Genomic DNA, 14,725 nt, shown 5'->3' on the forward strand with positions numbered 1-14,725 from the left:
GCTGTATGTGAAAAGCTTCTGTCTTCCATTTTATTGGATTAGGAATCTGTGTTTGTTAGGTTAACTTTGTTCACGCAGCCAACGAGCAACATCCTTGGCGAAATAAGTAATGATAAGATCCGCTCCTGCACGCTTGAAGCCAATCATCGTCTCCATAATGATAGCACGCTCATCGATCCACCCCTGCATGGCTGCAGCCTTGACCATTGAATACTCGGCACTTACGTTATATGCGACGAGCGGCAGGTCAAATTGATCACGCAGCTGACGAATGAGATCCATGTAAGCCAAGGCTGGTTTCACCATTAGGAAGTCTGCACCCTCGAATACATCAGACTGAGCTTCACGAAGTGCCTCACGCCCATTGGCCGGGTCCATCTGGTACGTCTTGCGATCACCAAACTGAGGAGCTGAATGAGCAGCCTCACGGAAAGGTCCATAGAATGCGGAAGCAAATTTGACCGAGTAGGACATAACCGGAATATTCTCATATCCCGCCTCATCCAAACCTTGGCGAATCGCATATACAAAACCATCCATCATATTGGAAGGAGCGATAATGTCAGCGCCTGCTTCAGCCTGTGCAACCGCAGTACGCACTAACAATTCTAGCGATTCATCGTTAAGCACATCAGCACGCTGTTTCTGCTCGTCGAAATGTACGACTCCACAGTGTCCATGGTCAGTAAATTGACATAGGCAAGTATCGGCGATCACAAGGATTTGCGGCTGCAGTTCTTTGATGCGACGTGTTGCCTGCTGAACAATTCCATGTGGATCATAGGCTGAGCTACCCTGTGCGTCTTTGTGGTCGGGAACCCCAAATAAAAGGATTGCCTGAATACCCAGATCAACAATCTCCTTAAGCTCTTCCTCCAGCAAATCCAACGAATAATGATACACACCCGGCATGGATGAAATCTCATCCTTAATTCCCGTTCCGTGTGTCACAAATATAGGATATATAAGATCATGAACCGTAACATTCGTTTCTCTGACTAAATTACGCAACGCAGCAGATCCTCTTAATCTGCGGTTACGAATGATTGGAAAACCCATAGACTTCTACCTCCCAGGATGTAATGTAATCTTTAACTCTTACATAGACTCTCAATCAAGGATTCTACTGTGGCCTCTTCCGCAAGATAATCAATGGTTAATCCGGCTTCGATTGCGGTTTGTGCAGTCATCGGCCCTATGCAGGCGATCTGGCAATCTTTGATCAGCTCAAGCGGATTATCCACACCAAATTCCTCTAAAGCACGGAACAAATTGGTCACTGTGGAGGAACTCGTGAACGTAATAATCTGCAGCATCTTCTGCTCTAGCATTTCGATAACCTCTGCGCCACCACTAGTTTCAAGCACCGTTTCGTAGACATCGACCTCAGTTACCTGCAAGCCCAATTCTCTCAGTCTCGCCGGAATGTATTCCTTGGCTATATCTGCAGTCGGCAGCAGAACCTGCTGACCCTGATTCAAATGTGGAGCAATCGATGCCAGCAGCTCATCTCCGTAAAACTTCGAGGGTAACAATTCAACAAGTAATCCCCGACTCCTGAGCGCCTCTGATGTCTTCGGACCTACAGCAGCAATCTTTGCCTTGTATAGCTTACGAATATCTATTTGGTGTTCACGGATAGCTTCAAAGAAATGATCCACACCGTTCACACTTGTGAAAATAACCCAATCAAAATCTTCCAGGCGTCGCAAAGCTTCCCCAAGCGCAGTACGTGCATCGGCTTGAGCAGTAGCCTGAATACGAATTACCGGAAACTCGACAGCTTCTCCACCTAAATCCTCGATGAGATTGGATAATTCACTTGCCTGACTTCTTGCACGAGTAACCAAAATACGTTTACTGAATAACGGTTTCTTTTCAAACCAGGCCAGCTTGTCTCGCAGCTTTACCACTTCACCGACAATGATAACTGCAGGTGATTTGAAATTAGCGGCCCGCACCTTCTCGACGATGTCAATCAAGGTTCCCGTGATGGTCTCTTGATCCATCCAGGTTCCCCAACGGATAAGAGCAACTGGAGTCGATGTCGTTTTACCACCTTCAATGAGCTTGTTGCATATAGATTCAAGGTTAGCCACACCCATCAAGAAGATCAGCGTACCTGACGCTTGCGACAGATTTTCCCAGTTCACACCATTGTAGGTTTTATTCTTGTATTCATGTCCGGTTACTATGGAAAAGGATGAAGTAAAGTCACGATGCGTCACCGGAATACCCGCATAAGCAGGAACCGCGATCGCAGAAGTAATTCCAGGTATAATTTCAAAAATAACCTCATTTTCAGCAAGCAGCTCCGCCTCCTCGCCAACCCGGCCAAAAACGCTCGGATCGCCTCCTTTTAAGCGCGTAACTGTCTTACCTTGCAGGGCCAAATCAACCAATAGCTGATTAATTTCCGACTGCTTAAGCATATGCTTGTCCGGCAGCTTGCCGACGAATATTTTCTCAGCACCAGGTTTTATATGCCTTAGCAGTCTTGGACTTGCCAAACGGTCGTATACAACGACATCGGCACGTTGTATCGCCTCTAATCCCCGAACTGTGATGAGCTTCGGATCGCCAGGTCCTGCCCCCACGAGATATACGACTCCTTTAGACACTTCTTTTCAACCCCTTACTCTATCCAAAATATCGGAAGCTCCACGCTCTATCAATGCATTTGCCAAATTAATTCCTAACAGCTCCGAATCCGTTCCGCTCAAAGTTTCCTTCAGCATCAGCTGACCATCAGGCGAGCCTACCATACCTGTCATGGTGATTTGATAAGCACCACTTGTAAGCTCACCTTCAACGGTTGCATAAGCACCTATGGGAACCTGACAGCCGCCATTAAGCCTTCCTAGAAAGCTTCGTTCTGCTGCCACAGCAAGCGCTGTCCGCTCATCGTTATAATACCCAAGCAACTCCAGCACTTCTTTATTATCGCCCTTGCATTCGATGCACAAGGCTCCTTGGCCAACAGCTGGCAGACAAACCTCTGGAGGTAAATAGGAGGTTATGCGGTCTGTCCAACCAACCCGATGCAATCCGGCAGCTGCCAGCAGGATCGCGTCAAAGCCTTCAGACTCCAGTTTTTTAAGCCTCGAATCAATATTCCCACGGAGGGACTCAATGTTGAGGTCAGGCCGATAATGCTGCAGCTGGGAAGAACGACGCAGGCTGCTTGTCCCTACTTTAGCACCTTGAGGAAAATCATCCAGTTGAAGCGAGCCTTGCGTAATTAAACAATCTCTCGGGTCCTCACGAAGAGGGATTGCTCCGATCACAAGACCTTCCGGAAGCTCCCAAGGCATGTCTTTCATACTATGAACAGCCAAATCGATTTCACCGTCCATCAACGCCTGTTCAATCTCTTTCACGAATAATCCTTTACCACCCACTTTGGATAGCGTGACGTCAAGAATACGATCACCTTTAGTAATAATTTTTTTAATTTCAAATTCATACGGGATGCCGTGTTTTTGACTGATTTCCCGTAAATGATCAACAACCTGTCCGGTTTGTGTCAGAGCCAACGCGCTCTGTCTTGTTCCCACCACGATCTTACGCATATGTCTCCCCCTATTTGATGTATTGTTGAATCCAAAGTCCGATTTGCTTCATTCCGTCCATTGTAGGCTCAGCAGCCATGAGGTCAATAAGCTCCTGCTTCCATGATGTATCCTTGCCTGAGGTGCGGATTAAGGACATAAGCTCCCAGTCGAGCATCATTCTGAACATTTGCTGCCTTACCGTCGTATCATTAACCTCTGATTGAATAAACAAACGAAGCTCCTGAACAATATCCAGATAAGCTTCGTATTCAAACCCGTAGGTTTGCTCCAGCTCTTGCTTGATTTTTCTGGCAATCGTTGGGCTGGCGCCTCCTGTAGATACAGAGATGAGCAGCTTGCCGCGACGGACCACAGCCGGTACGATAAAGCTGCTTCCTGACGTATTATCTGCTACTGTAACCAGCTTGCCCAGTGATTCTGCTTCCAGACGAACCGCTTCATTAATTTCCGGATTGTCGGTAGCGGCAAATACAAGCAATGACTGATCGATTTGCCGCATTCCTTTAGAGTAAAAACCACGAAGTATCGACAAAGCCCCCTGCTGCATCCATTGCTCGATCTGTGAGCTGCAGACAGGACTGATTACTGTTACAGACGCACCTGCTTCAATCAGCGAACCTGCCTTACGTTCAGCGACATGACCTCCACCAACAATCACGCAGCATTTATCCTTCAAATTCACGAGCAGCGGGTAATGGTTGATTTCGTTCATCGCATCACGACCATTGGTGAAACGATGAATAAAAATTCGCAAATACTACATTTAACGCCATAATGAAAAAAGCAGCCAAATTCCATAAAGCCAACTTATAACCCGGTGTCTTCAGCATCACTCGTTGAAATAAATAGAAAATATAGGCCAAAAGCACAAACCAGGAATTAATCACTTTCGGATCAAAAAATAACGAAACATTACCTTCAAGCGCAATCCAAACGAAACCAATCGACAACCCCAGCAGCAGCAACGGTGTTCCGATAATGACAGAAATGTACGAATATTGATCTGTTTTATCGAGACTTGGCAATCTCTGCATCAGCTTGGACCATTTTTTTCTCTTCAACTGCTGGTGCAGTAATAAATACATTCCGGAAAACACAGCAGCGGCAACAAATGCCGTATAGCTTAAGATTGATAAGGAAATATGAATGAAAAGCACTTCATCTTTAATATTCCAGGAAGCTAACGATGGCGATACTTTGGGGTTACTGAAAAAATTGAGAGCGAGAACCGTAAAGCCCAAAACATTCACCATAAATACAAAAAACTCAATTCGGATAAAACGATTCACAACCAGAGAAACCGTCACTAATAACCACGTCAGCATAAACAACGTTTCGAACATGGAAAAAGCTTCCGTTGGATTATGATAGACCAAACCGGATATTAAATAGACCGTTTGCAAAACCCATACAAAAGAAAGTAACCCTGTCCCTATCCGTTTTGCACTTCGGTTCGGACCAACAAAGTCCGAGAAGTAAAACAGTAGGCTCAGGGCGTAGATATAAATAATAGCATCGTATAACCAACTTTTCGTAACCATTAACCAAGGCACCTCTTCCGATTACGATTTGGACAAGGCCTCAGCAGGCTTTAGGGAAACCTTCGTTAGCAATTCTTCTTTCCAACGATTCTGTACGTCTTCAAGCTCTAGCTGACGAGCTGATTGCTCCGCACGTTCCTGCTCAACCAATTGCTCCTCTAAGGCGAATATTTTGGTGAAATAGTCCAGTGCCTCATCCCCATGCCGTTCCGAAGCCATTTCCTTAATACGGTTAACGGGATCTCGCAGCATTTGGTTCACGATGCTCTTGGTTAATTTACGTATAATCTTCAGTTCTCTTTCATCCAAATCAGGAAGCTTCTTCGTCAGACTGTCCATCGTCTCTTGATGAATGGAGCTTGCCTTAGTCTGTAACGCCTGAATTACCGGACTGATCCCCAATGTCTTGGTCCATTGCTCAAAAGCTTGCAGTTCAGCTGCGATCATTTGCTCAATCAAAACAGCCGTTTCCCGCCGTTCCTGTAAATGAGTATTCACAATCGATTGCAAATTATCAATGTCATACAAAAAGACGTTGGACAAGCTTCCGATAGCCGGATCCAGGTCTCTGGGAACTGCAATGTCAATCATGAATAACGGTCTTGAACGGCGCTTTTGCAGGACAGCCGCAACTTGTTCTCGAGTCAATACCAATTCAGCAGCTCCTGTCGAGCTTATGACGATATCAACCTCCTCCAAACAGGCATTCAGCTTGTCCATGGTACAGGCTACACCTTGAAACTTCTCAGCCAGCTCCTGGGCGCGTGTTAAAGTTCGATTGGCTACAATAACCTTATCTGCACCATTGGCATACAAATGCTTGACCGTTAATTCACTCATCTTGCCCGCGCCAATAATCAACACCTTTTTATGCTCATAGCTGCCAAAGATCCGTTTACCCAGCTCAACAGCGGCATAGCTGACAGAAACCGGATTATCGCCGATACCTGTTTCTGTATGTGCGCGTTTGGCAAAGGTTACTGCCTGTTTAAACAAAGTATTCAGCATAATTCCGGTCGTCTTGGTTTGTTGAGCCAAAGAAAAGGAATCCTTAACCTGCCCCAAAATTTGAGTCTCGCCAATAACCATCGAATCCAAGCCGCTCGCAACCCTGAATAAATGATCGATGGCTTTGTCATTTTCATAAATATACAAATGATTATTGAATTCGTCTCGCGGTACGCCAAACCAATTCTCAATAAACTCGCGAATATAGTGCCCGCATAATTGCTCGCGGTCTACGACAATATATAGCTCCGTTCGGTTGCAGGTGCCCACTATGACGGATTCCATGACGCTCTTCGTCTCTTTCAGCTGTTTAAGCGCCAAGGGAAGATCTCCTTCGACAAACGTAAATTTCTCCCGGATCGAAACGGGTGCCGTCCGGTAATTCAAGCCCGCCACAACAATATGCATAGGTGTCACCTGCCTCCCTCCAAATAATCTCTGTTTATTATAGCATATATCATTCTGGTTCTCCGACAAATTTTTTGTATAAACTGTGAAAGCTGCACGAGATGTAATGTACATTATTTTCAACCATTTCCTGCTGCTTTATACCGTAACACCTCAATAAATCACACAACATTCTTCCTGATAACGGAAGCTATTGCTGCATTTTTTTGCGAAGCATCTCGGATATGGTTTGATCGGCCTTCGTCATGAGCGCACTTTGCGACGAATTGATTTCAAGATGTGAAGAAAGCAATTTGCCGTATGCATCGAAATAAACGTTAAATTGCTTGTGCACCTCTACAAGCGTCTGCACTTCATCTGATCGCAAGGGCCGCTGCCCGCCCACCTGCAGACGCAGTATATACTGCATAAGGTCAGGTAGCCCTGCTAAAGGCGTAAGAGATTGATTGCCGAAGGCAAGCACAAGATGATCATGCGTAAAATTAGCCGTATATACAGCTTGTCGCAGCGTGTTCAGGCTTTCAGTATCCTTGGCTTTATCTACATTTTGCAAATAACTGCTTAACAGCTCCATCTGAAATAATGAAACCTGATACAGCATCTTCCCTGCATCCTGCTTCTCAGATTGACCTTGCATCATCGCATATATCTGGTACAACGGCCATCCTAACAAAAAAATCAGCAGCAGGTAAAATACAACCTTTCGTTTTCGTTTCATGGGGTCCCCCTAAAGTTTTGCGAAGCAAAACTGGCTTCGTAAGCATCTGCTGAGTTTTGCGAAGCAAAACTGACTACGTAAGCAAGTGCAGTACCTGTCTTGTACATTGTATGGGGGTATGTAAACAAAAATAATACCCGCGGAAGAATCCGGGGTATTATTTTTATAGTTAGTTTGATTGGCATACTTATTGCTCTATTTGATTAACTGCATTTGTTTGATAACGGGTGTTTCAACTACGAGTTCGCCCATACCACGGATTAGCTTCTTGGCATGAGTCGTTTCAGGCTTCAGTACAGAAACCATATAATCGATAGCCAATTGAGGATCTACAGTCTCACCACAAGTATAACAATCCAATGCGGCAAAACCTTTCTCAGGATAAGTATGAATGGAGAGATGACTTTCTGACAACAACACTAACACCGTTGCACCTTGTGGTTCGAATTGTTTGGCCTGTACCGACATCACGGACGCCCCACATGCTTCTGCTGCCTCCACCATTTGCGCTTGTAACCATTCTGCATTATTGAGAAGATCAAAATCAACCCCCCAAGTATCTACAGCAACGTGTCTTCCGAAAGTCGAATATTCCATCTTTCGGTTCCCCCTTCCTAGGAATAAAATGTTTGAAAAATTTCATCCGCTAGGACCTACGTCATTCACTTCTCGAGGGAGTAATCTCTCGCAACAATAATGTCCTGAGTGAATCCTGGTTCCTATTTTGTTTGTTTTCAACGAGATTAAAAGTACCATCTATTGAACGGAAATGCAACACTTTTTTTAAAAAGAAAAAAAATACCTCTGAATCCTTGGCGGAATCAGAAGTATTTGTTGATACCTATTTATTCTTAAGCCTCGAGTACAAACAATTGATGAGTCAGTTTACTTAAACGTTCATCAATCTGCTCACGAACAGCTAATTCACGAATGTCATTCCTCAAATCCAGCAAGCTGTTCACTTGAGATTTAATACGTAGTATTTCTTGCTCCACTTCATCCTTGCGGAATAAGCTCTCAAGCAGTCCTAACGTATCTTTATGTTCATATACGATCCGTTCAATCCCATCTTTACTTTCAATAATTCGGATTACAGAGCCGCGCTCATATTCATACACCATAATATAAGTTTCGTATATACGATGAACGGTTGCACTCCCTTTAAAATTCGCAACTGCTTTGCGCATCAAATTTACTAATGTTTTATTGCAGATACGACATGAGCCGAGACATACATAAGTACCGTAATGCAATTCGAACGACAGGACAATTTCTTGACCCGCATCGTCTAATAAAACGATTTCCTGATTTCCATTATCGAGTATTTTCACCTGCAGGGTTACTTGCTGATCGACAAACATTTGAATAAACATGGCCATTTCGGCTTCCGTTAATTGTAGGCAGGTTTTGACATATTCAGTCGCTAACCTCATTGCCATAAAAATCCCTCGATTCTTTTATTTCGAGCCTTTAACTCACCCTGCTGTAACCAAAAGCTATAACTTCATTATTTTATATATAGTATACTACATAAAACATTAATATTCCTGTTAGAAATTCATTAAATTCCGTTCTATTTTAGAAAATAACGCCTTTTCCTTGAAAAATTCCAAGCATATATCTGAATCCCTCTGTTTCCCTAACAAACTTCTGCGGTTCACTGCCATGTATACAAAAATAAGCAATCTACCTGTAGATTACTTAAAGAAAGAGCTATGGATTGGAACGAGACATATGCTCCGTGCGTTTAATCACTTTAAGCGCTTCACGATGACTGAGTGGTGACAGCTTATGCTGCTGCAAGAACTTAATGACAGCTTGCTCATCTGATTTGGACAGCTCTCTTAATGTCCAGCCTATAGCTTTGCGAATGAAAAATTCGTCTGAATCTTTACACAGCAAAATATATGAAAACAAGCGTTCCTGATCGGTTTGCTTTTTATATGTCAATTGATATAGAAGAGCTGAACGCTGCAGCCACATGTTATCCGATTGAATCCATCTCTCTGTGTAAGGAGAAATCAGCTCTGGATAACGCAAAAAAAATGCGCCCACCAAGTGAGAAGCAATCGTGTCTACCGTATCCCACCAAGATTTGCTGATGATCATTTTCTCCAAAAGATCAATATGCCCAGCGCTTGAGTTTTTCTTATATTTCTCTAACAACGATAGGGCTGCATATTGATATTCCCTCTCAGGTAAAGACCACAACTCCTCTACAACCTGTATAAGCTGCGCCTCTGTTAAACCATCAAACTTCTTTACCCAAGGCTTGGTTAGACCTGTTCTCACAGGGTTCGGAAGCCCAAGAAATTCAAACTGATCGCGCATATACTTCATCATAGGCATAGCGGCCTTTGCATCAGCCTGCTCCTTAAAACACTTTATGAGTTCATCGACACACGCTGATTGCATACGGCCACTGCTTTCCTTATGAATTGATTTCCAGTTCAGGCTTGATTTCAAGTGCAGGTTTAACCTCAGGTTCAAGCTTGATTTCCTTATCAGGGGCTGACCAGCCAATCTCCTGCTCAATGACCTGCCATAATTCGTCTTTACCAACCTCAAGCTCAGATGAAAACAATACCATGCGGTCATGCTTCTCCATTTGCAGCGTTTCTCTTATTATTTTAACATGCTTCTGCCAATGGCCCTTTGTTATTTTATCCGCTTTGGTCGTAACCACAACCAAAGGAACGTCATTATGCTTAAGCCAGGCAAACATGGTCTGGTCGTCCTTGGAAGGTGCGTGCCGAATATCAATGATTAAAAGCACCAGCTTGAGATGTTCGCGGTGCAGCAAATATGATTCGATAAACTTGCCCCATATCTCACGTTTTGATTTGGAAACCTGAGCATATCCATACCCAGGGAGATCGACTAAATATAAGTCCGCATTCACTTTATAATAATTGAGCTGCTGGGTTTTACCCGGCTTTGAGCTGGTACGTGCCAGATTTTTGCGCTGGATGAGCCGATTGATCAGTGATGACTTGCCGACATTCGAACGCCCTGCCAGAGCTATCTCGGGCAAGGCGTCGGCAGGATACTGACTCGGACCAACCGCGCTGATAATAAATTCAGCTTGATTGACCTTCATAATAAGTTCCACTCTCTCTTTAAGGAGCTGTGCTCCTTTACTTAAACTCCAACGGGCTTGACTAAAGCATATTCCAGTACTTCATCCACGTGCGCGACTGGAATAAATCTTAGTTCGTTTCGCACGCTTTCCGGAATTTCTTCCAAGTCCTTGGCATTGTCCTTCGGAATGATGATCGTACGAATACCCGCTCTATGGGCTGCCAGGCTTTTTTCCTTAAGCCCGCCAATCGGCAGTACACGACCACGAAGTGTAATCTCACCTGTCATGGCAACTTCCTTGGACACAGGTATGTTTGTTAAGGCTGAAATCAAGGCTGTCGCCATTGTAATGCCAGCAGACGGGCCATCCTTAGGTATTGCACCTTCGGGAATATGAATGTGTACATCGAGCTTTTCATGAAAGTCTGGCGCTATATGAAGCTGTGCAACGCGAGAACGGGTGTAGCTAAACGCTGCCTGTGCAGACTCTTTCATGACGTCTCCCAGCTTACCGGTAAGTGTCAGCTTCCCGTTTCCAGGCATCACAGTAACCTCAATGACGAGTGTATCACCGCCTACCTCTGTCCAAGCAAGCCCTGTAACCGCACCGATCTGATCCGTTTCCTCCGCCATACCATGATGGTATTTCGCAGGTCCAAGAAAATCTTTCACATTATCGGAATGAATCGTAACCGTTTCACCCAGACCAGACACAAGACGTTTCGCCGATTTGCGGCAAACAGCGGCTATCTGCTGCTCCAGATTACGCACGCCTGCTTCTCGCGTGTACTCCCTGACAATCTTCATGAGTGCTTGCTCATCAATAACCAATTGCTCTTCACGCAGTCCATGATCCTTCTGCTGCTTAGGCAATAAAAAATTACGGGCTATTTTATATTTCTCAATTTCAGTATAACCGGGAATGTAGAGAACTTCCATACGATCCAACAGCGGTCGTGGAATATTGTGCACTGCATTCGCCGTTGTCACAAACATGACATTGGATAAATCAAACGGAACCTCAATGTAGTGATCGCTAAAGGTACTGTTTTGTTCTGGATCAAGCACTTCAAGAAGTGCTGCCGCCGGATCTCCACGGAAATCCATCGCCATTTTATCTATTTCGTCCAGCAGAAAAACAGGGTTTGTTGTACCCGCATTTTTCATACCCTGAATAATTCTTCCTGGCATCGCCCCGACATACGTACGACGATGACCACGAATTTCTGCTTCATCACGCACACCGCCTAGTGAAATGCGGATGAACTGTCGTCCTAACGAGCGGGCGATCGAGCGGGCGATTGACGTTTTACCGACTCCCGGAGGACCTACCAGACATAGAATCGGACCTTTCAGCTTCTTTACCAGCTGCTGTACCGCCAAATACTCCAACACGCGCTCCTTAGGTTTTTCCAATCCGTAGTGATCCTCATTTAATATTTCCTCGGCATGGATAATATTCAGATCATCCTCGGTGAAATTAGACCAGGGAATGCCAAGCAGCCAATCGATATAATTTCGGATAACACTGCCCTCTGCAGAGGTTGCGGGCAGCTTTTCCAAACGATCAATTTCTTTCTCGATCTTTTCCTTAACCTTCTCGGGAACCTCGGTCTCTGCAAGCAAGGAGCGCAGCTCCTCAATCTCGCCTGTCCGTCCCTCTTTATCACCGAGTTCTTTTTGAATGGCCTTCATCTGCTCGCGAAGATAGTATTCCTTTTGTGTTTTTTCCATTTGTTTTTTGACGCGTTGACTGATTTTCCGTTCCAGCTCCAGTACTTCACGTTCGTTGTTTAAAATACTTAGCAGCTTTTCCAAACGATCTTTTACTGGAACCGTTTCAAGAATGTCCTGCTTGTCTTTGATCTTCAAGGATAAATGACTGCATATGACATCAGCCAAACGACCCGGCTCGTCAATATCGGAAACGGCTGCCAAGGTTTCCGGTGTTACCTTCTTTGACAAATTAATGTAATGCTCGAATTGATGCAGAACCGTACGCATTAAAGCATCGATTTCCGGATCGCTCGTTTCCTGCTCGGGAAGCTCTCTGACCTGTACCTCATAATACTCATCATTATTTAGAAATTCGGTGATCTCCGCACGCACTACACCTTCTACCAGTACTCTTATCGTGCCGTTAGGCAGTTTAAGCATTTGTCTGACTTTGGCAATTGTACCTATGCGATATATATCTTCGGTGGTAGGTTCTTCAATGTTAATCTCCGACTGCGAGCATAACAGAATCAAGCTGTCGTCCACCATGGACTTCTCAAGCGCTTTTACTGATTTCTCCCTGCCCACATCCAAATGCAGCACCATACTCGGGTAAACGAGCAGTCCACGCAAAGGAAGCAATGGCAAGCGCCGCACCTTTATTTTATTCGGTCCCATTCTGAAGCACCTCCTGAGAACTTTGCTTTGGGCAAAGTCGACTTCGTAACATTAGCTGACGTTTACATTTTATCAAAATTAAAATCAAAACACCAATCGCCCTCCCATGCTGATTGTCATCATGAAAAAGAAAAGCCGATGCTGCTTGTCATTCCAGCGCATCGGCGTGCAGAACCGTAATGGATGCGGCAGGTGCGAAATCTGGTTGTGCTCCATAGGCTTCCGGCAAAAACTTGAATTGTGATCCAAGTGCATAATCCAACACTTCTTCAATGGATTCCACAGGAATAACTTCTAGTCCGTGAAGCCCGCTGAATATTTCCTGCCAATTTTCTTTGGGAATGAGCACACGAGTGACGCCCGCTTGAAAAGCCGCTTCAACCTTTGCAACAACCCCACCCACTGGCTTAACTTTGCCATGAATGCCAACTTCCCCTGTCAAGGCCAATTGATTATCGACAGGTATTTGCAGTATCGCGGAAGCTATTGCAACCGCCATGGATATGCCCGCTGAAGGCCCGTCAATCGGGGTACCCCCAGGGAAATTGACATGAAGATCAAACTTGTAAGGGTTGATTTCGAGTCTTCTCAGTACGGTCATTACATTCTCTACGGAACCGCGTGCCATACTCTTGCGGCGGATCGTTCGAGATGACCCTCCCATCTCTTCCTCGTCTACGATGCCCGTTATGGTCAAGTTTCCCATTCCTCCATGAGTAACCGGGATAGCTGTGACCTCGATCTCCAATACCATCCCCAAATTCGGACCATACACAGCGAGTCCATTCACAAATCCGATCTCCGGCTTGGCTCCTACCTTCTTCTCTGGCCTTGGAGGAATTTGTGAGCTATTGACTACCCATTCCACGTCTGCTGCAGTTACTGTTTTACGAGCATCGGCTAATGCCATCCCAGCAGCTAACTGAATAATGTTAACCGCCTCTCTACCGTTCGTAGCATGTTTCTTTATGACCTCAACCGCGGCAGGATTAATCGGAAACCCGATTTTGGTAAATGCTTTTTCAGCGATCTCGCCAATCTCACCAGGTAGCAGCGGACGGAAAAAAATTTCCAGGCAGCGCGAACGGATAGCAGGAGGCAGCTCTTGTGGATTACGTGTAGTAGCACCAACCATCCTAAAATCAGCAGGCAAGCCATTTTGAAAAATATCATGAATATAGGAGGGAACATTGGTATCCTCCGAATTGTAATACGCACTTTCGAGAAATACTTTGCGATCCTCCAGCACTTTGAGAAGCTTGTTCATTTGATGGGGATGGAGCTCACCAATCTCATCAATAAATAAAATACCTCCATGCGCCTTCGTTACAGCTCCTGGCTTTGGCTGAGGAATACCCGCAACCCCCATTGAACCCGCACCCTGATAAATAGGATCATGTACAGACCCAATCAATGGATCCGCTATCCCACGCTCGTCGAACCGCGCTGTAGTCGCATCCACCTCGGTAAATTGGGCATCATGACGAAACGGGGAATCTTTGTTGCTCTTGGCTTCTTCCAAAACTACACGTGCAGCAGCTGTTTTCCCTACTCCCGGTGGGCCGTAAATAAGAACATGTTGAGGATTGGACCCGCACAAGGCTGCTTTCAGTGCCCTTAAGCCTTCCTTTTGTCCAACAATATCGTTTATCGCTGTCGGTCTTGTTTTTTCGGATAAGGGCTTATTTAACGAGATAGCACGAAGCTTACGCAGCTTTTCCATTTCCTTCTTCGATTCTTTATCAATGGCAGTGCGATTCGTCTGCTGATTGCGCAGCAAATTCCAAAAATACATACCAATCACTACAGCAAAAAACAGCTGGATAACCATTAAAATCACACTAATATTCATTAGGGTCCCTCCTCAGAATTTTCGCAGAAAATTTACTTTGCAGCATACATTCGTTTCTTGCAAATAGCATCACAAGTACCATGCATGGTAGTATTCCCCTCATCATGACGTACTAATCCTTACCTGAGAAAGTTTTCAAGCATGTATG

Annotated in this window: 13 protein-coding genes; all 13 read right to left on the reverse strand. The window is 44.9% G+C overall.

What is annotated here, in order from left to right; translation table 11 throughout:
• Window positions 1–60: 60 nt before the first annotated feature.
• Window positions 61–1,059 (reverse strand): porphobilinogen synthase, encoded by a 999-nt coding sequence (gene hemB / locus BM210_RS00825; protein WP_091163601.1) that lies wholly within the window; start codon window positions 1,057–1,059, stop codon window positions 61–63.
• Between the two features lie 32 nt (window positions 1,060–1,091).
• Window positions 1,092–2,621: a uroporphyrinogen-III C-methyltransferase gene (gene cobA, locus BM210_RS00830; RefSeq protein WP_091163603.1), complete on the reverse strand. Its 1,530-nt coding sequence runs from the start codon at window positions 2,619–2,621 to the stop codon at window positions 1,092–1,094.
• 6 nt (window positions 2,622–2,627) lie between these two features.
• The gene (gene hemC, locus BM210_RS00835) at window positions 2,628–3,572 is read right to left on the reverse strand and encodes a hydroxymethylbilane synthase (RefSeq protein ID WP_091163604.1); all 945 of its coding nucleotides are present in this window, start codon (window positions 3,570–3,572) and stop codon (window positions 2,628–2,630) included.
• A gap of 10 nt (window positions 3,573–3,582) precedes the next feature.
• A complete protein-coding gene (locus BM210_RS00840) occupies window positions 3,583–4,287 on the reverse strand; it encodes a precorrin-2 dehydrogenase/sirohydrochlorin ferrochelatase family protein (RefSeq protein ID WP_143100970.1) in 705 nt (234 codons plus the stop codon).
• Between the two features lie 4 nt (window positions 4,288–4,291).
• Complete coding sequence (locus BM210_RS00845) at window positions 4,292–5,116, reverse strand: cytochrome C assembly family protein (RefSeq protein ID WP_091163607.1); 825 nt, start codon at window positions 5,114–5,116, stop codon at window positions 4,292–4,294.
• 21 nt (window positions 5,117–5,137) lie between these two features.
• The gene (hemA, locus tag BM210_RS00850) at window positions 5,138–6,532 is read right to left on the reverse strand and encodes a glutamyl-tRNA reductase (RefSeq protein ID WP_091163609.1); all 1,395 of its coding nucleotides are present in this window, start codon (window positions 6,530–6,532) and stop codon (window positions 5,138–5,140) included.
• A gap of 190 nt (window positions 6,533–6,722) precedes the next feature.
• A complete protein-coding gene (locus BM210_RS00855; RefSeq protein ID WP_091163610.1) occupies window positions 6,723–7,250 on the reverse strand; it encodes an S-adenosylmethionine decarboxylase in 528 nt (175 codons plus the stop codon).
• A 195-nt stretch (window positions 7,251–7,445) separates the two neighbouring features.
• Complete coding sequence (speD, locus tag BM210_RS00860; protein WP_076231477.1) at window positions 7,446–7,847, reverse strand: adenosylmethionine decarboxylase; 402 nt, start codon at window positions 7,845–7,847, stop codon at window positions 7,446–7,448.
• Window positions 7,848–8,101: 254 nt separating this feature from the next.
• Window positions 8,102–8,689 (reverse strand): non-ribosomal peptide synthetase module, encoded by a 588-nt coding sequence (locus BM210_RS00865; protein WP_091163612.1) that lies wholly within the window; start codon window positions 8,687–8,689, stop codon window positions 8,102–8,104.
• A 274-nt stretch (window positions 8,690–8,963) separates the two neighbouring features.
• Window positions 8,964–9,665 (reverse strand): DNA alkylation repair protein, encoded by a 702-nt coding sequence (locus BM210_RS00870; protein WP_091163613.1) that lies wholly within the window; start codon window positions 9,663–9,665, stop codon window positions 8,964–8,966.
• Window positions 9,666–9,681: 16 nt separating this feature from the next.
• On the reverse strand, window positions 9,682–10,350 hold the full coding sequence (gene yihA, locus BM210_RS00875) for a ribosome biogenesis GTP-binding protein YihA/YsxC (RefSeq protein ID WP_091163615.1): 669 nt from the start codon (window positions 10,348–10,350) through the stop codon (window positions 9,682–9,684).
• A 41-nt stretch (window positions 10,351–10,391) separates the two neighbouring features.
• Window positions 10,392–12,725 carry an endopeptidase La gene (lon, locus tag BM210_RS00880; RefSeq protein WP_091163616.1) on the reverse strand — a complete coding sequence of 778 codons (2,334 nt, stop codon included), beginning with the start codon at window positions 12,723–12,725 and terminating at the stop codon, window positions 10,392–10,394.
• 148 nt (window positions 12,726–12,873) lie between these two features.
• Entirely contained in the window at window positions 12,874–14,577 is a 1,704-nt protein-coding gene (lonB, locus tag BM210_RS00885) for an ATP-dependent protease LonB (RefSeq protein ID WP_091163618.1), read from the reverse strand.
• Window positions 14,578–14,725: the final 148 nt, after the last annotated feature.

It is taken from the genome of Paenibacillus sp. 1_12 (assembly GCF_900114475.1).
In the GTDB taxonomy this organism is placed as follows: domain Bacteria; phylum Bacillota; class Bacilli; order Paenibacillales; family NBRC-103111; genus Paenibacillus_S.

Coding starts and splice junctions, on each gene's coding strand:
- hemB (WP_091163601.1), bottom strand. CDS start 1,059: ATGGGTTTTCCAATCATTCGTAACCGCAGATTAAGAGGATCTGCTGCG.
- hemC (WP_091163604.1), bottom strand. CDS start 3,572: ATGCGTAAGATCGTGGTGGGAACAAGACAGAGCGCGTTGGCTCTGACA.
- BM210_RS00840 (WP_143100970.1), bottom strand. CDS start 4,287: ATGAACGAAATCAACCATTACCCGCTGCTCGTGAATTTGAAGGATAAA.
- BM210_RS00845 (WP_091163607.1), bottom strand. CDS start 5,116: ATGGTTACGAAAAGTTGGTTATACGATGCTATTATTTATATCTACGCC.
- hemA (WP_091163609.1), bottom strand. CDS start 6,532: ATGCATATTGTTGTGGCGGGCTTGAATTACCGGACGGCACCCGTTTCG.
- BM210_RS00855 (WP_091163610.1), bottom strand. CDS start 7,250: ATGAAACGAAAACGAAAGGTTGTATTTTACCTGCTGCTGATTTTTTTG.
- speD (WP_076231477.1), bottom strand. CDS start 7,847: ATGGAATATTCGACTTTCGGAAGACACGTTGCTGTAGATACTTGGGGG.
- BM210_RS00865 (WP_091163612.1), bottom strand. CDS start 8,689: ATGGCAATGAGGTTAGCGACTGAATATGTCAAAACCTGCCTACAATTA.
- BM210_RS00870 (WP_091163613.1), bottom strand. CDS start 9,665: ATGCAATCAGCGTGTGTCGATGAACTCATAAAGTGTTTTAAGGAGCAG.
- yihA (WP_091163615.1), bottom strand. CDS start 10,350: ATGAAGGTCAATCAAGCTGAATTTATTATCAGCGCGGTTGGTCCGAGT.
- lon (WP_091163616.1), bottom strand. CDS start 12,725: ATGGGACCGAATAAAATAAAGGTGCGGCGCTTGCCATTGCTTCCTTTG.
- lonB (WP_091163618.1), bottom strand. CDS start 14,577: ATGAATATTAGTGTGATTTTAATGGTTATCCAGCTGTTTTTTGCTGTA.